This window comes from Streptomyces sp. NBC_00083 (assembly GCF_026343295.1).
Classification (GTDB): Bacteria; Actinomycetota; Actinomycetes; order Streptomycetales; family Streptomycetaceae; genus Streptomyces.
On the sequence record NZ_JAPELY010000001.1, the window covers coordinates 2,958,273 to 2,980,781 of the forward strand.

A 22,509-nucleotide genomic window follows, 5' to 3' on the forward strand; every position below is an offset into this window, starting at 1 on the left:
GCGGGCGCTCCGGGGTCGCGTCACAGGTGAGTGCGACGGTTCACGGATGCATGCGCGCCCCCTTGAGGATCTTGTCGACGGCGTTGCGCGGCCCGTAGACGGCGAGGCCCACCAGATCGAGATCGGCGCCCGGAACGGCGCGGACCACCGCCCGGTTGTCCGCGTCGTTGCCGGTGCGGAACATGTCGCTCGTGAACACCGCACGCGGAACGTCACGGCTCAGGGCCCGGGTGTGGGCCGCCCGCAGCACCTCCTTGCTCCCCTCGAAGACCAGGACGGGCTGACGGAACAGCGGGAGGTAAGGGGTGCCGTCCGCGTCGGCGTACGGCTCGCCGATCGTCTCCGGCAGCCGCGTGCCCAGGCCGCTGACCAGGAACGCCGTCACATTGAGGCGCTGCCAGGTCTCCAGGTCGTCGCGGAGCAGCACCGCGATCTTGGTGTCGAAACGTACGGGCGCGCCGTCGGGTGTCATGGAGTCCGATGTCATGGAGTGAGACTGCCGGGCCGGGGTCCGTCGCGTCTTGTACGTTCTTTGCGTGACCGCAGGACAGGAGATCTCCGCTTGGCGCCCCCGGGTCCCGGGGGTCGTGGAGGTCTTCCACGCCCGGTTCACCGAGCACGCGTACCCGATGCACGTCCACGACAGCTGGACCCTGCTGATCGTCGACGACGGCGCGGTCCGCTACGACCTGGACCGCCATGAGCACGGCACACCGGGCGACGCGGTGACCCTGCTGCCGCCGGATGTGCCGCACAACGGCTCCCCGGCGACCGCCCACGGCTTCCGCAAACGCGTGGTGTACCTGGAACGGACCCAGCTCGACGACAGCCTCATCGCCCCGGCGGTCGACGGCCCCGACGTGATGGACGCCGTACTGCGTCGCCGGGTCGGACAGTTGCACGGCGTGCTCGCGCACCGGGGTGAGGAGCTGGAGGCGGAGAGCAGGCTGGCGCTCATCGCGGAACGGTTGCGCGGCCATCTGCGTCCGCGTCTGGCGGCCGGCCCGCAGCCGCAGGGCCGGTCCGTCGCGCGACGGCTGCGGGAGCTCCTGGACGCCCGAGTCGTCGAGGGGGTGAGCCTCGACGAGGCCGCCGGTCTGGTGCACGCGCACCCCACACATCTGGTGCGCGCCTTCACCGCGGAGTTCGGCATCGCGCCACACCAGTACCTGACGGCCCGTCGGGTGGACCGGGCCCGTGGGCTGCTGCTCGACGGGCGCGCGCCCGGTGACGTGGCGCGTGCCACCGGGTTCTACGACCAGTCCCATCTGACCCGCCACTTCAAGCGGGTCGTGGGGACCGCGCCGGGCCGCTACGCCCGTCGCGGGCCCAGCTTTTGACGCTTCGTCAGGTCACGAGGAAGGCGGCCGACGTGGCCGCGCCGAGGGCGGCGCCGGCGACGGTCTGCATGACCGTGTGGTAGGTGAGGGCCACCCGTGACCAGCACACGGCGACGGTGACCGCGTAGCCGAGCAGCCACCAGGGGGAGTGCACCACGGCGAGCAGCGCGACGACCGCCGAGGCGACGGCGGCGTCCACCGAGATCTTCCAGACCGTGTTCACGACGAGCAGGAAAATGGTCATCACCCACAGGGCGAGCATCGCGGTCAGGATGCCCCCGGGGGCGTGGCCGAGCACCATGACGAGCGAGCCGGCCCCGATCGAGCCGAGGATGACGAAGAAGATCGGCGCCCGCTTGGTGCGGTCGACGACGTGCCGGTCGCCCCAGGTGCCGCGCTTGCGCTCCCACTCGATGTAGCCGGCCGGGACGATGCCTGCGCACAGCGCGCCGAGCAGCCCCCACAGCAGTCCGGTCCACTCGCCGGCCGCGGCGAGGCCGATCCCGAGCATCCCCGCCAGGAGCAGATTGCGGGGTTGCAGGAGGTCGGTGATGCCGCGGGCCAGGGCCGTCGCGCGGCCCCCGGTCCTGGTCAGGGTGGTGCTCACGCGGTCTTCTCCAGGGAGTGCAGGACGCCGCGGGCGCGTTCGCCGTTGACGGTACGGAAGGCGGCGGCCACCCGTACCAGCCGGGCGACTTCGCCGTCCTGGTCGGTGGCGTGCTTGGTCTCGACGGCGGCGGCGCTGCCCGCCGGGGCGCCGCCCGCCTTGGCGGCGAGCGCCGCCTTGATCCAGTACGCCTCGGCGAGCGGACCCGCGTCCCGCGCGTCCGGCACGTCGTCGCAGGCGGCCCGCCGGGCGGCCGGCAGCAGGGCGTCCGGCACGTAGTGGCGCAGCTTCTCCACGGCGTCCGCGATGTCGGCGGCCCAGCGGTCGATCCTCAGGTCCGCCGGGGTGCCGAAGCGGGTCAGCTCGCGGACGAGCGAGGCGGGCGGCTCGAAGGGCTGGTCGGGGAAGGCGGTCATCAGCTCCCGCCACAGCGGGTGGAGGCGGGCCTGCGCGCGCCACAGCCGCACGCGGCGCCAGCCCTTGCTGAAGGCCGGGATGGAGGCGCCCAGCGCGAAGAACGCGAACAGGACGACCTGCGCCGCCTCGGTCACCTCGTCGAATTGCAGGGCGAAGGCGGGGCTCGGCTGGTCGGCGACGCTGACCCACAGGAAGAGGGTGCGGCTGACGGTGTAGCCGACGCCGATGAACATCGCGAACGTCATCATGCCGAGCCCGATGCGCAGATGACGGGCGCCCGCGCCGGCGGTCGCGAGGGCCCACTGGTAGGCGCAGACGGCGGAGGCGGCGCCCAAGTACAGGTAGAACACGCTCATGTAGAGCGTGGCGCCCCACTGGCCCGCGTGGTCGGAGACGAAGCGGTCCGAGGCGTACGAGCGGTCGACCACGGTGAAGAAGAGCACGGTCAGCAGGATCAGCGTGGCGACCGACGCCTTGGCGGCCACCTGCTGGATCAGCCGGGCGAACCGGACGTGCCGCGGGATGACCCCGTCCTCCGGGAAGTGCCCGTAGATGGCGACGATGTAGCTGAGGATCGCCAGGATCGCGATGGTCGCCGTGTAGTGCTTGATCAGGACCGCGAGGTCGACGACGGGGCTGTTGTTCAGCCCGATGCGTACGACCTTCGTCTTGGTCCACAGGGCGATGGCGAAGCCCGCGTAGCAGCCCCACAGGGCGCGCCGGCGTTTGTCCTCCTCGTCTCCCCACAGCGCTGCGGGCATCCGCCACAGGGCGACGGCGGTCATCAGGCCGGCTATGAGATAGCCGGCAAGGTCTAGCGCGGTCACGGCATTCCTAGGGGTCACGAGTGGGGACGGAGGGGCGGAGGGGGCGGTGCTCAAGGCGGAGGAGACGGGCGGGAGATGGTGGGGGCAGGTCTCCGGCGGAGGATTACGAGCGGCGGAAGAACCCGCGGCGCCGGTGGGCGACCGGGCGGGAGAGGGAGTTGGCGAGCCGGCCGACCATGTCGTCGCTGGTCACGTCGCGCGCCAGGCGGGGGATGAGCGACGCGCCGAACTCGGCGATCCGCTCGTCGTGGGTGTCGTACTGGGCGCGTGCCTGGACGGGGCCGCCGGAGCGGAGGGCCTCGGTGACGGCGGGCGGCAGGCCGTCCGGCGGCGTCGCCTCCGCCATCGCCGCCGCGTCGGCCGCTGCGGCACCGCCCTGCGGGGCCGGCTCGTCGGTGGCGAGGACACGCTGGATCAGTGAGGTGTTGAAGACGGGAAGCAGTTGGCGGAGCTGGCCGGCGCTCAGGGTCGTACCGTGGTCGAACCACTCGTGGCACAGCTCGTGCAGGATGACGTGCTGTGTCTGGTAGGCCGTCGGACGCCGGCGGTAGAGCACGAAACTGGTGCCGCCCGACTTCAGGCGAAGCCCGCAGGCGGCGTTCACCCGGGCCAGCCGGTCGGGCAGTTCGTGCAGCACGATGGTGCGGCCGCGGGCCTCTTCCATGTTCGCCACGAGCGCCGGAATGCTGAAAGGGGCGGGGATGGGCATGTCCGCCAATCCGGCTTCGCACTCTTTCCGCAGCTCGCGCATGGACATGGAGACCTCTTGATCATAGTCACGTGTGTGTGACATGCGGTCTGCGATCCTAGCCAATCAAGATGAACGCCCTGCGGCCTGCTACCCGGGCTGTCCGCCAGGGGCGGCTTCGCGCCCGTTGTCCCGCCCGTCCCTGCTGTCCTTGTTGTCCTCAAGGAGGGAAAGCACGAACTGGAGCAGTTCCGGGTCGAGTCCGTCGTCGTCGATGCCGCGGCCGGCCAGACCACTGATTTCGCCGGTGCGCCGCTTCGCGAGGAACTGAAGCCCCGAGACGACGTCGTCGACGACCTCGGATTCGTCCTTGAAGAAGCGCCAGTCGACGCCGAAGCCGAGCCCGAGCGCCTTGAGGATCTCTTCCGAGGGGTTGGTGACCTTCCCGGCGAGGATGTTGGAGAAATAGCTGTGGGAGAGCGAGCCGCCGCGCTCCTTGACGAGATCGGCGAAGACCCGGCCGGAGATCTTCTCCCCGGGGAAGGTCTTGTCGACCATGTACTCGACCTTCTGCCGCAGCGTCCTCAGGTCGGGAGTGCGCTCTTCGCCGTTGTCCATCAAGGTCCCCACGTCCACGTCCGCCGCTCGTGCGTTGTCCGACGCGCGATGTTCGATTCGGTCAACGGATTGGTACTTTAACCGACCTTGGTACAAGAGCCCCGCCGACGGGCGGCCGGTCGGCCAGGGGTGCCGGGGTGACAAACGTGAGCATCTCGCTCCGCGATCAGAACCGGACTTGCGGAAACACTCTACGTCACTGTTAACTCGAAAAAACACGAACAAGGAGCCACGAGGGGAGTTCCTTGCTCGGGTGGCTGATGTGCCCTGCCCGCCTCATGGGTGCAGGTCGCACGGCCATGGCTAGGAGGTGTAGCCCTTCGCGACGGGGGACGCGCGAAGGGCTACACATGCATTATGCACCTTGTATGGGAGCCGCGGCGACCCGCTCAGGCGACGAGTTAGCCGGATCTGCCCGGCCTCCAGCGGAATTCGACCGATCATGGCGCGCCGGCGCGAGTGCCGTGGCCGCGACTTGGCCGGGAAAGACCGCTCGCCGCCCTCAATCGTCCTGTTCCGCCGATGAGTTGGTGCCGGGCAGATGGACGAGTACGAGGACGATCCCCGCCACGGTGAAATTGCGGGTGGCCGCGTCGAGCCCGTTCCACGACTTGGACTGCCACATCGCGAACCACTCGCCGCCGACCGCTATGAAGCCGGCCCCGAACAGTAGCAGCACCATCAGCAGCCCCACGGTGCTCAGCCACCGGGCCCGGCCGAGCCCGGCCCGGCCGCGCAGACCGGCCACCCATGAGACCGCCCCCGCCACGAGCACCAGAGCCGCCACCGTCTCCCAGGTGATGATCAGGACGTACGCGATGTCCTGGAGCGTGTGCGAGGTGATCGCCCGCCACATGAGGTCCGGGTCCTTGAACGTCGTGTCCATCGCGAGGACATGGCGGACGAACTGGCGGTTGGTGTCGAAGTCCGTGATGTTGCCGAACGCGACGAGCGCCATGTAGAGGGCGACCATGGCGGTGAGCAACGTCGCGGCGAGCGGCAGCGCGGGGAGCCGGGACGCGCTCTCGCGCCGTGCGGCGGCCACCCCGCGCGCCCCGGACGTGAACCTTGAGGTCATCGCGGACTCCCTTGTCGGACGGACCGAGTCGATTCCTGTGCCGGGCACACGACCTGTACGCGCGCCCGCCGTTCAGCGTGCCCACCATCCTGCCGGGCACCACTGACAATCGACGGGTCCTGCCCTCTCCGGTCCGGGCGCGCCCGGACCGGCCCGGACCGCGTCGAACCGGCCCACGTGGGTCCGGACCGGGCCCGCGCCGATGCCGTCGTACCCTCGTCAGCCGAGCCGGGTGATCTTCGCACCCAGCGACGGTTCGGACAAGGCCTCCTTCAGCGACACCGGCACGTTCACCTCGCCGATGCCGCCGCCCACGCTCAGCGTGCCGACGACCGTGCCGGCCTTCGCGGTGTGCGGCAGCCTCCTGCCGCCGTCCGTGAGCTTGATCTCGACGGAGGCGCCGGGCCAGATCGGCACGACCAGATCCTTGTCCGCGACGACCGGCACCGTCCCGCCGAGCCCGTCGTCCACCCGGCCGACCACGTCGCCCTTCTTGACCACCGTCTCGTTCCTGAGCGCCTTGTCCGCCGCCAGGATCAGCTGCTTGCTGGCCGCGGTCGCCGTCTCGATGATGTTCGGCCTGTGCTGTCCGAACACGGCGCCGACGACCAGCTGCTTGGTGTCGCCGACCGGTGTCTCCGCGGCGAACAGCAGATTGCCGCCGGCCTTGGTCGTCGACCCCGTCTTGATCCCCACGACGCCGTACAGCGGGACGAGCTTGTTGAAGTTGTGCTGGGTCCTGGACGTCTCCAGGGTCGAGCCGCCCGATGTGGTCGTCGAGGTGTACGACGGCAGCTTGGCGATCTGACGGAAGACGGGGTCCGCCATGGCGCGCTTGGCCAGGTTCACCTGGTCCTCGGCGGTGCTGACCGTGGACTCCTTGAGTCCGCTCGCGTCTGTGTACGTGGTGTTGGCCATCCCGAACGACTTGGCGGTGTCGTTCATCTTCTTGATGAAGGCCTCCTCCGTCGAAGCGTCCCAACGGGCCAGCAGGCGGGCCACGTTGTTCGCCGAGGGCAGCATGACGGCCTGGAGCGCTTCCAGTTCGGACACCTTCTGGCCGGCCTTGACCTCGACCACCGACTCCTTCTCGGTGACGCCGCTGGTGTAGTCGTCCTGCGCCTTCTGGTCGACCGGAACCAGCGGCCCCTTGTCGCCGGGCTTCAGCGGATGGTCCTTCAGGATGAGGTACGTGGTCATCACCTTGGCGACGCTGCCGATAGGGAGGGGCTTCATCTCCCCGTACGAACCCATCCGGCCGAGGCCGTTGATCTCGACCAAGGCCTGGCCCTCGGTCGGCCACGGCAGCGAAGGGGCGGCACCGTCGGCGGTGTGGGTGGACGCGCCGGTGAGTTTCAGCGTCGGCGTGGGGAGGGGACGCAACGCCTGGACGGCCACGACCACGATGGCGAGCAGCACGACCAGCGTGCCCCAGATCTTGACCCTGCGCGCCGCGGTGCGGGCCGGTGTCTCGGGCTTCGGCGGCGTGTTGGTGAGCTGGGCCAGCAGGTCGAGCGGCGGCGGGGGCCCAGCCGGTCCGCCGGAGCCGGACGCGGCGGTCGGCGCGGTGCTGCCGGGTGCGTCTGCCCCGGGTGCGTCGACCCGGGGCGCGGCCGGACCGGCCGGCGCCATGGTGCGGTCGTCGGTGGCCGCGGGGGCGCCGAACTCCCGGGTGCGCTCCGACTCCGTCAACCCCTCGCCGGCGGCGACAGCCGACCAGGACGGGGCAGAACGGCGGACCGGGGGACGGGGCGGCGCCGCGGCCGGCAGGTCCGGCTTCAGTGCCACGAACTCGCTGGTCCGCTCGGAGTCCGACTCCCTGCGGGCGGGCCGGACCGGAGGCGTGTCGCGGCCATCTGCCACCGGCTTCGGCGCAGGCGCCGCAGCAGACGGAGACGGGGACGGGGACGCGGGCGCGGACGCAGCGGCGGCGTCGGGTTCGGGGGAGGATTCCGCGGGGGCTTCGGAGACTTCGACGGCGTCGGGCTCGTCGGGCTCGTCGGATGCGTCGGATGCGTCTGGTGCGGCGGGCGCCCCGGGGTCACCGGCGGCATCGGGTACGGCCGGCGCGGCGTCGGCCGAGCCCGCAGTGGCGGCAGCGCGGTCGTCCTTACGGTCCCCGCGGTCCTTGCCGTCTTCGGCGTTCGCGGGTTTCACGCGCTGTTCGTCGTCGGCGAGTTCGGCAGCGGCCCCGGCTCCCGCGGCGGCGCTCTGCCCGGCCGGCTCCTCCGACTCACGGCGCGTCCTGCCCGGCTCGCGCACGGGAGGCGCGGCGGCGGGAGGAGCCTCGGTCGCGGCGTCCACGGCCGCGGGGCCCTTGGGCGCGTCCTGCTCGGGCGCGGGTTTCCCGGGGGTTGATTCCTCCGGAGCGGTCGTGGCGGCCGGCTCGTCGGCCGTGCCCTCGGTGTCGAAAGCCCCGTCCGCCTTCGCGCCGTTCTTCTCGTTCATACGCAGTACAGCCCGCCTTGCCGATCTCGCTCTGTGCTCGTGCTCTGTGTTCCGTACCCTCGGCCGCCCGGGATCCGGTACGGACGAGGGGGCCGGTCGCGGACTCGGTCGGTCCCGAAGTCGTCCGGAGCCCTACGCCGCGCCGGGTGGCCGGGGAGCAGCACCACGATCGCACGTCCGTATGACCAAACGGTGACAGCGGCGCGGCCGCTCTCGCGTGGCTCCGGCGCCCCGTGCGCCGGGCATTGTCAGACCCCCTTCCTATGCTGGCAGGGCAAGATCGAACGGGGATGTGTCAGGAGGCCGGGGTGCGGATCGAGCGTCATCACATCGGTGCGGCGGCGCCGGTCGCCGCGGAGGCGGATTTCGCGGCGCGGATCGCGGGGGACGTGCACCGGATGCGGCACGACGAGCATCCGGCGTCCGGCTGGCGATCGGTGGCCGGCGCGTTCCTGGACTATCTGGGGGCGCGCTCCCTCGGGCTGCCGGAGCTCGGCGGAAAGGACGCTCGGGTCGCGTTCGGCTCCGCGGCGGCCGCGGCCGTGGGCGCCCTGGAGTTGACGTTGTTCCCGGGGAGGCCGCTCGATGTGTTCATCGACTACGCCGGGGCCGGAGTGACGTACTGCGGGGAGTTCGAGCGAGGCGCCGAGGACGGGCGGACCGAGGGGAATGAGCGGGCGGAACAGGCCGCCCGGTCGGGGCCGGGCGAGCAGGGGCGCCGCGGCACACGGCTTCGTACGGTCCGCAGTTACGAGTGGCTCGACGGCCTCTACCTGGCCGTCGTCGCCCAGGTCGCGGACCGCTGCGTCGACGTCTTCGTCGACTCGGCGCCACCGTGGCGCGGGAACGAGGGGCGCGCCGATGTGGCGCTTGTCCACGCGTTGATGGCGTACGTCTTCGGCCACGAGGAGGGCCCGGACCGCGTGGCTTCCCCGGGCCCGGTGCACGACATCGAGAAGTGCGCGTTGATCGACATGGTCGTCGCGACGCTCGGCGAGGGCGACGACTGGCCGGGCCACCGGGCCGCCCTCAACACGCTGCGTGCCCTGGCAGCGGGCGACGAGGAGAAGTTCACCCGCTGCCTGGCGACGCAGTTGAAGCAGTACCGCGGCCGATTCGCCGGGCAGAACGCCGCGCCGCGCACCCTGCTGCCGCTCGACGCGATGGCCCTCATGGCGCTGGCCCACCGCCGTCACGGCTGGCCTGTGAGGATCGAATCGGGTTATCTGCCGCGCACCGTGGTGACGGGGTTCGCGCCGCCGACGCCCCGGGTGCGGGCCCATGGCCGGGACAAGCGTGCCGACGCCGTGGCGGAGCTCGCCGCCGGGGCGCTCGTCGTCGAGCGGCCGGTCCACCCGCTCGCGAAGCGGCCCGTGTATCCCGCGCCGTACGACGACTTGGCGGCCCAGGAGATGGCGCGCTTCCACGACCCGGCCGAGGACCCCAAGGTGCTCGCCCGGGATCTGACCTCCCTCATGGCGGACCAGCGCCGCCGGTTCCTGGCACGGGCGGCGCGCGCTCCCGGCGGGACGGATCCGCGCCAGTACGAGGCGCTGCTGCTCGGCGCCGAGGCGGGTGCGGGCGCCCTGCGCGTGGCACGGGCCGAGCCCGGCACCGAGGTGCAGGTGACCATCGGCGGCACCTCGCGCACCCTGCCGGCGTGGCGGGGTTCCTACCGCCCCAATCCGCACCAGTGGCAGCAGGCCATGTCCCTTGTCCTGGTCGTGGGCGCGCGCGGGCCGCTGGCCGACTGCGTGCTGATCGAGCCGGAGTTCTTCGCCGAGGGCGACCAGCCGTCGCCGGGCGGTGCCTACTGCGCGGCCCTCCACGACTATCTGCGCGGCGTCGACCCGGAGCCCGCGATGGACCACGCCCTGGAGACCGCGGCCCGGATGGCCGGCGGCTCCTTCCTCGCTCCGCCGGCGGTCCTGCTGTCCCAGCTCGTCGAGGGCGATCAGCGGGGGTTCGCCCTGGCGTTGGCCGACGCCCTGGAGGAACACCGCGAGCACTTCGAGGTGGGGGAGCGCGGGAAGGAAGTGGAGGCGGCCGTCGATCTGGATGTGCTGGGTCTTGCCTGCCATGCCCACCGCATCGGCTGGCCCGTCCCCGTGCGGTCGCCCTATCTGCCCGAAGGCCTGCTGCGTTAGCCGAACCGCCGCCCCCGCCGCTCCGTTTCCTCAGCCGCGCGCCCGCCCGGCCGAGCCGGAGCCGCGTACGACGAGGCGGGTCAGCAGGACCACCGAGCGGGGAGCGGAGCGGTCGCCGTCGATCCGTGCGAACAGGAGGCTGGCCGCGGTGGCGCCCAGCGCGACCGGGTCCTGACTCACGACGCTGAGCGGCGGGCTGAGCCGGTCGGCCAGCGGGAAGTCGTCGAACCCGACGAGGGCGACGGGATCGGGGCCGCCGAGCCCGTCCATCACCCCCATGGTGATGAGGTCGTTGGTGGTGAACAGCGCCGTCGGGGGCGCGGGGAGGGCCCGCAGTTCGGCGAGGGAGGCCGCGGCGTCGGACTGCGAGCGCAGTTCGTGGCGTACGAGAGCGGAGTCCTCGGGTATGCCGTGGGAGGCGAGGGCGTCGAGGTAGCCGGCGTGACGTTCGCGCTGGGTCCAGATGTCGAACCGGTCGCCGAGGTACGCGATCCGGGTGTGCCCATGGCCGAGCAGATGGCTGACGGCCCGTTCGGCGCCCGCGCGGTTGTCCACCGTCACCGTGTCGACGGCCAGCCCCTTGGCAGGCCGGTCCACGCAGACCACGCAGGTGCCGCCCTCCATCGGCTGGTTGAGGAAGCCGTGGTTGCCGCTGGTCGGGACGAGGATGAGGCCGTCCACCTGGCGGGCGGTGAAGGCGCCTATGACCTCGCGTTCACGGCGGGGTTCGTCATTGGTGCTGCCGACCAGGACGAGGAAACCGCGCCGGTGCGCCTCGTCCTCGACCGAGCGCGCCATGAGTGCGTAGAACGGGTTGGCCAGGTCGTCGACGACGAGCCCGATCGTGGAGGTGCGCAGGCTCTTCTGCCGCAGGTTGCGGGCGTTGTCGTTGCGTTGGTAGCCCAACTGCCGCACCGCTTGCTCGACTCGGGCGGCGGTGTCGGGCGACACCCCCGGCTCGCCCGAGACCGCACGCGAGACGGTCATGGGGCTGACGCCCGCCGCGCGGGCCACGTCCTTCATCGTCGGGCGCTTCACGGGCCTCCCCATCGACCGGTCCGTGCCCGGTCCGGCACGGCGACGCGTCGATGATGGCAGACGGCGCCCCACGTCAGGCGGCCCGAGGGGCGCCTGGGGCGGCGGGGTCGCAGCAGCCGGAAGAGCAGCCTCCGTGTTGGTAACGTTCCCATCGTCGGAGCTGGTCGTGGTCCGTAGAAGTGACGACACGTCAAAGTGCAGGCGCGACGCGGGCATTGGAGCGCCGGGGCGAGACGATCGTGAGCGCGGGCGAATGCCGGGCTCGAATTCATCCCTCACCCTTGACGGGTGGTCAGGGACACATCAACAATCCTGAGTTGATTGGTAACGTTCACATGCCCACCGAGCCTCCCCCGTCCCGAGGCCGCCCGCCGGACGGCGAGCGGTCCTTTGCGAGAAGGTGGTCCCCCCTCGTGCTCCGCTCCGTGCCCTCCCCAGGATCCTCCGTCCGGTCCAGATGCCTCGGCGCCCTCGGCGCCCTGGCCCTCTCCGCCCTGAGCGTCGTCGGCATCGCCGCCGCGCCCGCCCACGCAGGAACGCTCGCGCTGACCCAGTACGTCGACCCGTTCATCGGCACCGACGACAGCAACGCCCCCAACCCCGTGCCCGGCGGAGCCGGCGGCAGCACCTACCCCGGGGCCGTGGTGCCCTTCGGCGGAGTGCAGGTCGGCCCCGACACCCCCACCGCCTCCCCGTCCGGCTACCGCTACAAGGACACCTCCGTCGAGGACTTCAGCCTCACCCACTTCGACGGCGCGGGCTGCCCCAACAACGAGGACCTGCCGCTGCTGCCCGTCACGGGCGCCCTCGGCAGCTCACCCGGCAGCAACTGGACGGGCTACGCCTCCGGCTACACCAAGGCCAACGAGGTCGCCAAGCCCGGCTACTACAAGACCCGCCTCGACCGCTACGGCACCGACGTGGAGCTGTCCGCCACCACGCGCACCGCCATGGGCAAGCTGACCTACCCCGCGTCGACCGCGTCCCGGCTCCTGATCAACACCGGCCGCAGCGCCACCGGAAACCGCGCGGGCAGCGTGCACGTCAGCGGCAGCGAGCTGACCGGCAGCGTCACCGCGGGCGGGTTCTGCGGCTCGTCCAAGACGTACCAGATCTACTTCGACGTACGATTCGACCGGGCGCCGACGGGATTCGGAACCTGGTCGGGCGGCACCGTCAGCGACGGTTCGGCCACCGCGTCCGGCACCAACACCGGCGCCTACGTCACCTTCGACACGACCAGCAACGCGACGGTCCAGTTCAAGGTCGGCCTCTCCTATGTGAGCGTCGCGGGCGCCCAGGCCAACGTGACCGCCGAGAACAACGGCTGGGACTTCGGCGCGGTCCGCACCGCTGCCGACGACTCCTGGAACCAGATGCTCAACCGGGTCCAGGTGGGCGGCGGCAGCGCCACCGACCGTCAGAAGTTCTACACCGCCCTCTACCACGTGCTCCAGAGCCCCAACGTCTCCAGCGACGTCAACGGCGACTACCGGGGCTTCGACAACGCCGTGCACCACTCGGTGCGGCCCGTCTACCAGAACTACTCCGGCTGGGACATCTACCGCTCCTGGGCGGCCCTCATCGCGCTGATGGCCCCCACCGAGGCGAGCGACATCGCCAAGTCGATGGTCCTGGACGGGCAGCAGGGCGGACTCCTGCCCAAGTGGTCGCAGCAGACCAACGAGGACTTCGTCATGACGGGAGACCCCGGGCCGATCATCGTCAGCAGCATGTACGCCTTCGGGGCCCGCGACTTCGACACGTCGGCCGCCCTCGCCCTCATGGAGAAGGCGTCCAACGGAGGCACCACGCAGGGCGACGCCATACGTGGACGCCAGTCGACCTACACCAGCCTGCACTACCTCGACGACCCCTCCGACTCCCTCGAATACTCGGCGTCCGACTTCGCGGTGGCACAGTTCGCCAAGGCGCTCGGCAACACATCGAGCTACACCACACACATGGGGCGCGCCCAGTGGTGGCGCAACACATTCAACTCCGAGTCCTCCTATGTGCAGCAGCGCAAGAGCGACGGGTCCTGGAGCTGGCCGCTCGACCCGGCGAGCCAGTCCACCTTCACCGAGGGCAACGCCTCCCAGTACACCTGGATGGTCCCCTACGACTTCTCGGACCTGATCAACTCCATGGGTGGCGCCCCCACCGCCGTGCAGCGCCTCGACCACCACTTCACCGAGGTCAACGCCGGGCAGAGCAGGCCGTACTACTACATAGGGAATGAACCCGAGCACGGTGTGCCCTGGGCCTACGACTACGCGCGCCACCCGGCCGGTGCCACGGACGCGGTGCGCAAGGTGATGGCCGAGTCCTTCACGACCGGGGCCGGCGGCCTGCCCGGGAACGACGACCTCGGCGCCACCTCGGCCTGGTACGTGTGGGCCGCCCTCGGCATGTACCCGGCGACGCCCGGCGCGGACACCCTCGCGCTGCACGGTCCGCAGTTCCCCTCCATCCTGATCCAGCGCGCGGCCGGCGACATCACCATCAACAGCTCCGGCAGCGGCCCCTACGTACAGGCGCTCGCCGTCAACGGCACGTCCACCAGCCACAGTTACCTGCGCTACCCGGACGTCGCGGGCGGCGCGACCCTCACGTACACGATGGGCGGCGCACCCGGCGCCACCTGGGGCACCGGCGCGTCCGACGTGCCCCCCTCCTTCCAGGACGGCGCCACCCCGGTGCCCACCGCGCCCGAACTCGGCCCCGACCTCGCCCTCGGCAAGCCGGCGACGGGATCGGCGCCCTGCGCCACGGCGGAGTCGGCCGACAAGGCGGTGGACGGCTCCCTCGCCGACAACAGCAAGTGGTGCTCGGCCGCGGCGAACCCCTCGCTCCAGGTCGACCTGGGGTCCGTCCGGACCGTGTCGTCGTTCGTCGTCGAACACGCCGGCCTGGGCGGCGAGAACACCGGCTGGAACACCGGTGCCTTCCAGATCCAGACCAGCACCGACGGGACCGCCTGGACCACGGCGGCCTCCGTCACCGGCTCCCGGTCGAGCCGCACCTACCATCCCGTGATGGCCAGGGCGGCCCGGTACGTGCGCCTCGTCGTCACCAGCCCCTCCAACACCGGCGGGGGAGGGAGCGACGCGGCCCGCGTCTACGAGCTGGGGGTCTACGGGCCGAACGGCGGCAGCCACGACCTGGCGATCGGGCAGCCCGCCACGGGATCCGCCTCCTGCACCACCACGGAGACCCCCGACAAGGCGGTGAACGGCAGCGTCGCCGGCGGAACCGGAGACAAGTGGTGCTCGAAGGCCTCCGGCACCAAGACCCTCCAGGTCGATCTGGGCGCCTCCCATCCGCTGACCTCGATCACCGTGCGCCACGCGGGCGCGGGCGGCGAGAGCGCTGACTGGAACAGCAAGGACTTCGACCTGAGCGTCTCCGCGGACGGCGCCACCTGGACCACCCAGGCCCAGGTGCGGGGCAACACCGCCGACTCCACCACGAGCCCCGTCACCGTCTCCGCCCGCTATGTGCGGCTGTCGGTGATCACCCCCACGCAGAACGGTGACGCGGCGGCCCGGATATACGAGCTGGAGGTGAACGGAACCTGAGCGGCGCGGGGGCCGGCCGGCCCCCCGCAGGCCCCTTTTCGGCGTCGGCGGCCCGCCCCAACACCCCTGGGGCGGGCCGCCGTTGTGTGGCTGAAACACATGACGTCGGGCCGCCGGCCGACCGGAACGCGGGCGCATGCATAAAACGTCCGAAGCTTGGGAATTCAACCACCAGAACAGGGAACACGTGTGCGATGCAATACCTGTGTGATACAGGGGTAAAGGTGGGGATGTACGGATGAAGGCCATACGGTTCGCAGGTGCCGGTCGACCGCTCAACCTGGAGACGGTGCCGGACCCGGAGCCCGGCCCGGGGTGGGTGGTCGTCGACATCGAGGCGGCTGGATTGTGCCACTCGGACCTGCACATCATGAGCGGCATGGACCTGGGCGACCTCACGGTCAAATCGCCGGTCACCCTCGGGCACGAGGGCGCGGGAGTGATCTCCGCGATCGGGGACGGAGTGCGGGGCTTCGAGGTGGGCGACCGGGTCGGCATCGCCCTCGTCACACACCCCGTGGAGGCGGCCCGCTTCGCGCCCGGCGTCGGCCACGACGGGGCGTTCGCCGAGCGGGAGCTGGCCCATGTGTCGACGCTGGTGCACATCCCCGACAACGTGACGTTCGCGGAGGCGGCCGTCGCGACGGACTCGGTGGCCACCGCGTACCACGCGGTGCGGACCGCGGGCGCCGTGCGCCGAGGATGCACCGTCGGAGTCATAGGCCTCGGCGGGCTCGGCCTGAACGGTGTGCGGATCGCCCATCTGCTCGGCGCCACGGTGTACGGGGTCGACATCAACCCGGCCGCTCACGGCCCCGCCCTGGAGGCCGGAGCCGTCGAGTGCTTCCAGGACGCGGGACAGCTCGCGGCCCGGCACCCCGATGTGATCGTGGACTTCGCGGGCGCCGACTCGACCGCCGCGTCCGCCGTGCAGAGCGTGCGGCCGGGTGGCTGCGTGGTGCTGGTCGGCCTCGGCGCGCCCGTCGCCGCGATACCCGTCGCCTCGCTGGTGATGCGCAATGTGCGGCTCGTCGGCTCCCTGGGAGCGAGCAAGGACGAGCTGCGCGAGGTGTACGACCTCATCGCGAGCGGCGCCCTGAAGCCTGCGGTGCAGGAGGTGCCGTTCACCGAACTCCCGGCGGCGATGGACCGGTTGGCCCGCGGCGAGGTCCGCGGCCGGCTCTACACGCGCCCGCGCGCCGATCTGCGCGTGGAGGTGGGCGCCGGCTGAGCGACGGCGGATCGGGGTGTCTCGTCCACCTGCAGGGTGAAGACGTCCGGCCGGGCGTAGTGCCCGGTGGCGTCGAAGTCGAAGCGGGCACGGGCGATGTCCCCGAGGTCGAGCTCCGCGACGAGCACCCCCTCGCCGTCCCGCAGGGGGCCGGCCAGTACCTCCCCGAGCGGGGAGACGATGGTGCTGCCGCCCCCGATCAGGACGGTGGCGGGGGCGTCGCCCTGCACGGGACGGACATCGTCGGGCAGGCCCGAACGCAGCAGGTACTGGGCGGCGCTCAGCACGAAGCAGCGTCCTTCGAGGGCCACGTGCCGCATGGTGGCCTGCCAGGTCTCCCGGTCGTCGACGGTCGGCGCACACCAGAGGTCGACGCCCTTCGCGTACATCGCGGTGCGGAACAGCGGCATGTAGTTCTCCCAGCAGATGGCCGCCCCCAGCCTGCCGGGCCCGCGGTCCACCACCGGCATCGTCGAGCCGTCGCCGCACCCCCAGATCAGCCGCTCGGCCGCCGTCGGCATCAGCTTGCGGTGCTTACCGATGAACCCCTGCGGGCCGAAGAACAGCGCGACGCAGTACAGCGTCGACCCCGACCGATCCACCGCACCCACCACCGCGTGACAGCCCAAATCGCTTGTCAGGGCGCCGAGTTCATCGGTCTCCGGGCCGGGGACGGCGATGGCCGACTCGAAGTACCGCCGGAACGTGTCGCGTCCCTCGGGGCTCCGGCTGCCGACGCGCACCCCGAAGTCGAGCCCCTTCGGGTAGCCGCCCAGAAACGCCTCGGGCAGCACGACGACCTCGGCGCCGCGCCCGGTCGCCTCGCGCGTCAGGTCCAGCGCCTTGGTGAGGGAGGCCGGAGTGTCGAACAACTGGGAGCCGGCCTGGACCACGGCCGCGGTGAGGAGAGTCACGACGCCGAGCCTAGGGGGACCGCCGCCCCGGACGCCGGACGCGCGCGGTGACCGCGCGCATCCCTGCGAAGTGCCGGACGATCAGGGCCATATGACGGCCCCTCCGGAGCGACGCCGGAGAAGGGGGTCGTTCGCCGGGCGAGATCGGCGGTATGTCAGAGTGATCCGCATGGTTCTCCTTGGTCAGGCACCGCAGTACACCTCCCACAGAGGTCCCTCCCGCCGGAACCTCCTGATAGCCCTCGCCGTCGGCCTCGCCGTCTGTCTCGGCATCGGGGCCGTGGCGGTGTCGGCCTTCAACGACAAGCCGCTGTTCCACGACGACGTCGCCTACGAAGGCGGCTACGTGGTCGCGCTCGCCGGCATGAAGGCGGACCCGACCGGAAAGACCCAGGGCTTCCTCAAGAGCGGCGGCTGCGAACAGTGGCGTCGCGATCAGGGCGGCCCCAAGGCCGCTGCCGCGCCCGAGCGTTGGCTCCAGGGCTGCCGTGACGCGGCCGACGACGGCGACTGCCGCGACGGCCAGGCCGTCGCCAAGCCCAGGGGATCCGCCGGGATCAGGGGACTGGTCTGCGACAGCAAGAAGGGCGCCAGGGCGCCCGTCGCCGGGCAGTAGCGGACCGGTGCCGCCGGGCCCACCGCGCCGGTCCGCCCGGCGCGATCCGTCCCATGCCGCTCCCGCCGTCTAGGCAGCCCCGTCCGCACCCAGTACAACGGTGGGGCGGACCCGGCGGGCGCCGGGTACGGGAGCGGGCGGAGGCACGTGTGCGCAGGATCGCGATCATCGGGGCCGGACAGGCCGGACTGCAACTGGCGCTGGGACTCCAGGCGGCGGAGTACGACGTGACGCTGCTGTCGGAACGGACCGCCGAGGAGATCCGGCACGGCAGCATCACCTCGACACAGCTCATGCTCGGCCCGGCCCTCGCCCTGGAACGGTCAGCAGGCCTCAACCTCTGGGACGACCGGGCGCCCTTGCTGACCGGCCTGGAGGTGACCCAGTGGGACCCGGCCGGGCCCGAGCCCCGCGCGAAGCGGTTCACCACCTCGTACGACGCCGAGGCCCGCTCGGTGGACCAGCGGGTCAAACTCCCGGCGTGGCTCGACCTGTTCGCGGCGCGCGGCGGCCGGGTGGAAACCCGCGCGGTGGAGGCGCGCGACGTCGCGGGGATCGCCGCGCGCCACGACCTCACCGTCGTCGCCACCGGCCGCGGCGCCCTCTCGGCGCTGTTCGGCCGCGACACGCGACGCTCGGTGTACGACCGTCCGCAGCGCACCCTTGCCGCGTTCTACGCGCACGGCGTCACGGGGCGGGCCGACGAGTCCGACACGTGCCTGCGGGTCACCGTCGTACCCTCGGCGGGAGACGTGATCGTGCTCCGGGCGCTCACGGTCGGCGGCCCGTGCGAGATCCTGCTCATGGAGGCCAAGTTCGGTGGCCCGTACGACTGTTGGGGCGACCGGCCGGAGCCTCGCGCAGGGCTGCGGCGCGCGGTGGAGCTGCTGCGTGAGTACGCGCCGTGGGAGTACGAGCGCTTCGTGGGCGCCGAGCCCACCGACGCGGGCGCCGCGCTCTACGGCGCGGTCACGCCGACCGTGCGGCACGGCGTGGCCGAGCTGGGGGAGGGGCGATGCGTCCTCGGCATGGCGGACGCCGTCGTCGTCAACGATCCGCTCACGGGGCAGGGGGCCAACAACGCCGCCCGCTCCGCGGCCGGCTACCTCGACGCGATCCTCAAGCGCGGCGAGCTGCCGTACGACTCGCGATGGATGCGCCAGACCTTCGAGGAGTACTGGGAGCAGGCGCGCCACTCCCAGGCCTTCACCGACCTGATGCTGCGTCAGCCACCGGCGGAGCAGGTGGGCCGGGTCCTCGGGGCCGCCTTCGAGCACCCCGAGGTCGCCCACCGGTTCGCCAACGGCTATGCCGACCCGCGCGACTACCGCGACTGGCTGATCGACCCGGCGCGGACCGACGCCTACCTCGCCGAGATCCTCTAGTACGGCTCGCGACTGACATCGGCGCCCCACGTCAGACTTCCGATGGACGGCACACGGGCTCTGAGGCTGACTCGTCACCACCCGGTTGTCTCATAGCTTCTTGATCAAGGCGGAGCCACCTGCTCCACACCACGATCGAAGCGAGACCACCATGTACGGCAAAGCGTTCGCGCCCGAATACCGGGGCACCCTGGGGGAGTTGTCGGTCAACACCTCACTGGAGGAGGTACTGGCCAAGGCCGTCGAGGAGCGGCGCAAGGCCGAAGTGACGTCGGGCGCAGTGGAGTTGGCGCACGCCGGGCTCGCCGTAGCCGAAGCGAGCAGGCGGCTGGGGCGCGTCGAGGAAGCCGAGCAGGCGTGGAAGGACAGCTATCGCGCGGCCCGTGGCGTCGACGACAAGGGCGCGATGGCCTGGGCGATGTGGAGCGGTGGCACCCTGGCCCGCCAGCGCGGGGACCTCGCCCTGGCCCGGCGCCGCCTCGCCATCGCGGCCGACCTCGCCGAACAGGGCGGTGACATCGTCGCCCGCGGCTACTCGCTCGCGGGTCTCGCCGAGACCGGGCGCATCCAGGGCGACTACGAGGCCGTCGGCCGGCTCCACGAACAACTGCTCGCCGAAGCCCGCCGGCGGGGCGAGGCCCGGCACACGGTGTGGGCGCTCGAAGGCATCGCACAGATGCACCGCAACACCGGGTCCTTCGACCGTGCGCTCGCCCTGTTCGAAGAGGCGGCACGGATAGCCGAGGACGCCGGGGACGACCGGGGCAGGGCGTGGGCGCTGCGGGGAATCGCCGATGTGCTCTCCGCCCAGGGCGACACCGGGCGGGCGCTGGCCCTGCTCACCGAGGCGGAGACGCTGTGCCGCGCGATCCAGCTGGTCAGCGCGCTCGCGTACAACCACAAGATGCGCGGCAACGTGCTGTTCCGGGCGGGCCGCCACGCCGAGGCGGAGGAGTGCTACCGGGGCGCGCTGGAGGAGTTCCGGGCGATGGGCGAGCCGCGCGGCGAGACACTGGCCCGGCTCGGCCTGGTGAAGGCGCGGGCCCGACAGGGCCGCGCGGTGGACGAGACCGCCGCCGACCTGGACGACCTGGAGCGCGCGCTCCGCGCGATCGGGCTGCTGCGCGGCAGCGACATGATCAGCAAGGCGCGCACCGAACTGGGCGTCCCGTCGGCCGATGCCACCGCCACGACCGCCGCCGCGCGCTGAGTCCCGCGCCGCTCTCCGTACCCCCCACGACAGGAACGGAACCGCATGTCGATCCACACCGCTCCGCACACCGCACCCCCCACCAGCTCCACGCCCCCGGCCGGCTCCGCTCCCTCTCCCGGCTCCGCGCCGCACCCCGGCGCCCGGCCGACCGCGGCCGCCACGCTCGCCCGATGCCGGGACCTGGTCGAGCCCGCCCTGCGCAGGGCCGTACGGGAACTGCATCCGGGCCCGCGCCGCATCGCGTCGCACGCGTTCGGGTGGTGCGAGACGGACGGCACGCCGCGGGCCGGCGGCGGGGGCAAGGGCGTCCGGCAGGCGTTCGTCGTCCTCGGCGCGGAGGCCGCCGGCGCCCCCGCCGGTGCGGCGGTTCCGGGCGCAGTGGCGATCGAGCTGATCCACACCTTCTCCCTGATGCACGACGACATCATGGACGGCGACGGCCGCCGCCGGCATCGCGACAGCGCCTGGAAGGCCTTCGGCACCGGCCCCGCGCTCCTGGCGGGCGACGCCCTGTTCGCCCTCGGCGTGCGTACGCTGGCCGAGGTCGGCGGAGCGCGAGGTGGCGAGGCGATAGGCCAACTCACCTCGATGCTGGGTGAGTTGGTGCACGGGCAGGCCGACGACGAGCTGTTCGAGTCGCGGCCGTGGTCCGGCGACACGGCTGTGGGCCTGGGGGAGTACCGGGCCATGGCGGAGCGCAAGACGGGCGCACTGCTCGGCTGCGCCGCGGCCCTCGGGCCGGTGCTCGCGGGTGCGCCGCCGAGGGTCACGGACGCGCTCGGGCGGGCCGGCCGGCAGTGGGGCCTCGCGTTCCAGGCGGTCGACGATGTCCTCGGCATTTGGGGCGAGCCGGGCATCACCGGCAAGCCGGCCTACAGTGACCTGCGGCGCGCGAAGAAGACGCTGCCCGTCCTCGGCGCGATGGCCCAGGACCCCTCCCTCGGCCCCCGGCTCGACCGGCTGCTCGCCGCGGACGGGGCGTTGGACCCCGCTTGCCTGCGGCGGGCCGCCGACCTGGTGGAGAAGGCGGGCGGCCGTGCGTACGCCCTGCGTGAGGCCCGCGCCCGGGTGGCCGCGGGCCGCGACCACCTGCGGGCCGTGCCGCTGGCCGGGCCGGCCGTGGACGAACTCGTCGCCCTGTCCGACCTGTTCCTGAACCGGCAGCGGTAACTCCCGCTGTGCGGCGCCGAGTTGCGCCCACTACGACGTGAGCGCGGCGCCGGCGAGCGGGCGGTCCGTGAGCAGCAGGTCCGCGTGGTGGCGGGCGGCGACCAGCGGATGGGCGCGGAGCTTGCCCTTCAGTTCGTTGCGCCCGTACTCGGCGAAGAGGGGGTTCGCCGGGTCGACGGTCGCCCCGGGGGCGTGCGCGGCGTGGGGGAAGGGCAGCGGTTCGATCCGGGCGTCGAGGCGCGGGTTGTAGAAGAACGGCACCGAGAACCGTTCGGTCGCTCCGGGCGGGCTCACCACGCGGTGGTTGGTGGCGAGCAGATAGCCGTTGGTCGCCACTTCCAGCAGCTCGCCCAGGTTGACGACGAAGGCGCCGGGCAGCGGCGGCACGGCGTGGAAGCGGCCGTCCTCCCGCTGCACCTGGAGCCCGCCGACGGTGTCCTGGTGGAGCAGGGTGAGGAACCCGTAGTCCTTGTGGGCGCCGACGCCCTGCGCGGTGCCGTCGCCCGCGCTGCCGGGGTAGCGCACCAGCTTCAGGTGGAGATGGGCCCGGTCGCCGAAGATGTCGTCGTAGAAGCCCTGGGGTGCGCCGATCGCGGCGAGCAGCTCGTGCAGCAGCTTCTCGGCGACGGCGCTGAGCCGGTCGATCCAGGTGAGCGCCGCGGTCCGCAGCCCGGGAAGGGCGTCGGGCCACTGGTTGGGGCCCTGCAGCCACCAGTACGGGGGCTCGCCGGGGCCGGGTATGCGGGCGGGCCGCTCGGCGCCGATGTCGAGCTGGTCGCGCCAGTCGCGTGAGCCGCCGGTGCGTTCGTCGCCGACGCGGGTGTAGCCGCGGAAGTGGGGCGAGTTGACGTTGTCGATGGCGAGCCGGTCCGCCTCCGGCAGCCGGAAGAACGCCCGCATGGTGTCGTTGAGCGCGGCGGTCTCGGCGTCGGTGACGCCGTGCCCGACGAGCTGGAAGAAGCCGACGCCGTGCGCGGCGCTGTGGAGCTGGGTGTGCAGGCGCCGACGGGCCTCGGGGCCGCGGTCGGCGGCGGAGAGGTCGATGACGGGGAGCTGTGAAGAAGACACGTACGACATGGGAGCCATCCGCTGGGGGTGCCCCGGCCGGCGCGGGCGCGGTGGGGGTACGGGGAGAGAAGGGGGGCCTGGGTCAGCGGTGGGCGCGACAGGCCATGCTCGTGACGCGGACGT

At 72.0% G+C, this 22,509-nt stretch carries 18 protein-coding genes; 8 read left to right on the forward strand and 10 right to left on the reverse strand.

What is annotated here, in order from left to right; genetic code table 11:
• Nucleotides 1-40: 40 nt before the first annotated feature.
• Entirely contained in the window at nucleotides 41-487 is a 447-nt protein-coding gene (locus tag OOJ98_RS13150; RefSeq protein ID WP_267054837.1) for a DUF2000 domain-containing protein, read from the reverse strand.
• A gap of 49 nt (nucleotides 488-536) precedes the next feature.
• Here OOJ98_RS13150 and OOJ98_RS13155 point away from each other — a divergent pair, with 49 nt between their 5' ends.
• Complete coding sequence (locus OOJ98_RS13155) at nucleotides 537-1,340, forward strand: AraC family transcriptional regulator (protein ID WP_267054838.1); 804 nt, start codon at nucleotides 537-539, stop codon at nucleotides 1,338-1,340.
• Between the two features lie 7 nt (nucleotides 1,341-1,347).
• Here the strand turns inward: OOJ98_RS13155 and OOJ98_RS13160 are convergent, their stop codons facing one another.
• The 6 genes from OOJ98_RS13160 to OOJ98_RS13185 form a co-directional block, all read right to left on the reverse strand.
• On the reverse strand, nucleotides 1,348-1,947 hold the full coding sequence (locus tag OOJ98_RS13160; protein WP_267054839.1) for a hypothetical protein: 600 nt from the start codon (nucleotides 1,945-1,947) through the stop codon (nucleotides 1,348-1,350).
• On the reverse strand, nucleotides 1,944-3,191 hold the full coding sequence (locus tag OOJ98_RS13165) for an MAB_1171c family putative transporter (RefSeq protein WP_267054840.1): 1,248 nt from the start codon (nucleotides 3,189-3,191) through the stop codon (nucleotides 1,944-1,946). The genes OOJ98_RS13160 and OOJ98_RS13165 overlap by 4 nt, the downstream gene beginning before the upstream one ends.
• 103 nt (nucleotides 3,192-3,294) lie before the next feature.
• A complete protein-coding gene (locus OOJ98_RS13170; protein WP_267055627.1) occupies nucleotides 3,295-3,948 on the reverse strand; it encodes a toxin in 654 nt (217 codons plus the stop codon).
• 81 nt (nucleotides 3,949-4,029) lie between these two features.
• Nucleotides 4,030-4,497, reverse strand: a complete 468-nt coding sequence (locus OOJ98_RS13175; protein WP_267054841.1) for a hypothetical protein — start codon at nucleotides 4,495-4,497, stop codon at nucleotides 4,030-4,032.
• 502 nt (nucleotides 4,498-4,999) lie between these two features.
• Complete coding sequence (locus tag OOJ98_RS13180) at nucleotides 5,000-5,575, reverse strand: DUF2165 domain-containing protein (protein ID WP_267054842.1); 576 nt, start codon at nucleotides 5,573-5,575, stop codon at nucleotides 5,000-5,002.
• A 219-nt stretch (nucleotides 5,576-5,794) separates the two neighbouring features.
• Nucleotides 5,795-8,023 (reverse strand): D-alanyl-D-alanine carboxypeptidase, encoded by a 2,229-nt coding sequence (locus tag OOJ98_RS13185; protein WP_267054843.1) that lies wholly within the window; start codon nucleotides 8,021-8,023, stop codon nucleotides 5,795-5,797.
• Between the two features lie 308 nt (nucleotides 8,024-8,331).
• Here OOJ98_RS13185 and OOJ98_RS13190 point away from each other — a divergent pair, with 308 nt between their 5' ends.
• Complete coding sequence (locus tag OOJ98_RS13190; protein ID WP_267054844.1) at nucleotides 8,332-10,170, forward strand: immunity 49 family protein; 1,839 nt, start codon at nucleotides 8,332-8,334, stop codon at nucleotides 10,168-10,170.
• Nucleotides 10,171-10,200: 30 nt separating this feature from the next.
• On the opposite strand, the gene OOJ98_RS13195 is transcribed toward OOJ98_RS13190, so the two are convergent.
• Nucleotides 10,201-11,208, reverse strand: coding sequence for a LacI family DNA-binding transcriptional regulator (locus OOJ98_RS13195; protein ID WP_267054845.1), 1,008 nt, complete (start codon nucleotides 11,206-11,208; stop codon nucleotides 10,201-10,203).
• Between the two features lie 413 nt (nucleotides 11,209-11,621).
• On the opposite strand from OOJ98_RS13195, the gene OOJ98_RS13200 reads away from it, so the two are divergent.
• Nucleotides 11,622-14,789 carry a GH92 family glycosyl hydrolase gene (locus OOJ98_RS13200; RefSeq protein WP_267054846.1) on the forward strand — a complete coding sequence of 1,056 codons (3,168 nt, stop codon included), beginning with the start codon at nucleotides 11,622-11,624 and terminating at the stop codon, nucleotides 14,787-14,789.
• A gap of 238 nt (nucleotides 14,790-15,027) precedes the next feature.
• Complete coding sequence (locus OOJ98_RS13205; RefSeq protein ID WP_267054847.1) at nucleotides 15,028-16,020, forward strand: zinc-binding dehydrogenase; 993 nt, start codon at nucleotides 15,028-15,030, stop codon at nucleotides 16,018-16,020.
• Here the strand turns inward: OOJ98_RS13205 and OOJ98_RS13210 are convergent.
• Nucleotides 15,972-16,934, reverse strand: a complete 963-nt coding sequence (locus OOJ98_RS13210; protein WP_267054848.1) for a nitrilase-related carbon-nitrogen hydrolase — start codon at nucleotides 16,932-16,934, stop codon at nucleotides 15,972-15,974. The genes OOJ98_RS13205 and OOJ98_RS13210 overlap by 49 nt on opposite strands.
• A gap of 169 nt (nucleotides 16,935-17,103) precedes the next feature.
• Here OOJ98_RS13210 and OOJ98_RS13215 point away from each other — a divergent pair, with 169 nt between their 5' ends.
• The 4 genes from OOJ98_RS13215 to OOJ98_RS13230 all read left to right on the forward strand — a co-directional run bounded on the left by OOJ98_RS13215 (nucleotide 17,104) and on the right by OOJ98_RS13230 (nucleotide 21,318).
• Complete coding sequence (locus tag OOJ98_RS13215) at nucleotides 17,104-17,550, forward strand: hypothetical protein (protein WP_267054849.1); 447 nt, start codon at nucleotides 17,104-17,106, stop codon at nucleotides 17,548-17,550.
• A gap of 149 nt (nucleotides 17,551-17,699) precedes the next feature.
• A complete protein-coding gene (locus OOJ98_RS13220; protein WP_267054850.1) occupies nucleotides 17,700-18,935 on the forward strand; it encodes a styrene monooxygenase/indole monooxygenase family protein in 1,236 nt (411 codons plus the stop codon).
• Between the two features lie 151 nt (nucleotides 18,936-19,086).
• Nucleotides 19,087-20,145 (forward strand): tetratricopeptide repeat protein, encoded by a 1,059-nt coding sequence (locus tag OOJ98_RS13225; protein ID WP_267054851.1) that lies wholly within the window; start codon nucleotides 19,087-19,089, stop codon nucleotides 20,143-20,145.
• Between the two features lie 45 nt (nucleotides 20,146-20,190).
• Nucleotides 20,191-21,318: a polyprenyl synthetase family protein gene (locus tag OOJ98_RS13230; protein WP_267054852.1), complete on the forward strand. Its 1,128-nt coding sequence runs from the start codon at nucleotides 20,191-20,193 to the stop codon at nucleotides 21,316-21,318.
• A 30-nt stretch (nucleotides 21,319-21,348) separates the two neighbouring features.
• Here the strand turns inward: OOJ98_RS13230 and OOJ98_RS13235 are convergent, their stop codons facing one another.
• Complete coding sequence (locus OOJ98_RS13235) at nucleotides 21,349-22,395, reverse strand: isopenicillin N synthase family oxygenase (protein WP_267054853.1); 1,047 nt, start codon at nucleotides 22,393-22,395, stop codon at nucleotides 21,349-21,351.
• Between the last annotated feature and the right edge of the window lie 114 nt (nucleotides 22,396-22,509).

Coding starts and splice junctions, on each gene's coding strand:
- OOJ98_RS13150 (WP_267054837.1), bottom strand. CDS start 487: ATGACATCGGACTCCATGACACCCGACGGCGCGCCCGTACGTTTCGAC.
- OOJ98_RS13170 (WP_267055627.1), bottom strand. CDS start 3,948: ATGTCCATGCGCGAGCTGCGGAAAGAGTGCGAAGCCGGATTGGCGGAC.
- OOJ98_RS13175 (WP_267054841.1), bottom strand. CDS start 4,497: ATGGACAACGGCGAAGAGCGCACTCCCGACCTGAGGACGCTGCGGCAG.
- OOJ98_RS13180 (WP_267054842.1), bottom strand. CDS start 5,575: ATGACCTCAAGGTTCACGTCCGGGGCGCGCGGGGTGGCCGCCGCACGG.
- OOJ98_RS13185 (WP_267054843.1), bottom strand. CDS start 8,023: ATGAACGAGAAGAACGGCGCGAAGGCGGACGGGGCTTTCGACACCGAG.
- OOJ98_RS13205 (WP_267054847.1), top strand. CDS start 15,028: ATGAAGGCCATACGGTTCGCAGGTGCCGGTCGACCGCTCAACCTGGAG.
- OOJ98_RS13215 (WP_267054849.1), top strand. CDS start 17,104: ATGGTTCTCCTTGGTCAGGCACCGCAGTACACCTCCCACAGAGGTCCC.
- OOJ98_RS13225 (WP_267054851.1), top strand. CDS start 19,087: ATGTACGGCAAAGCGTTCGCGCCCGAATACCGGGGCACCCTGGGGGAG.
- OOJ98_RS13230 (WP_267054852.1), top strand. CDS start 20,191: ATGTCGATCCACACCGCTCCGCACACCGCACCCCCCACCAGCTCCACG.
- OOJ98_RS13235 (WP_267054853.1), bottom strand. CDS start 22,395: ATGTCGTACGTGTCTTCTTCACAGCTCCCCGTCATCGACCTCTCCGCC.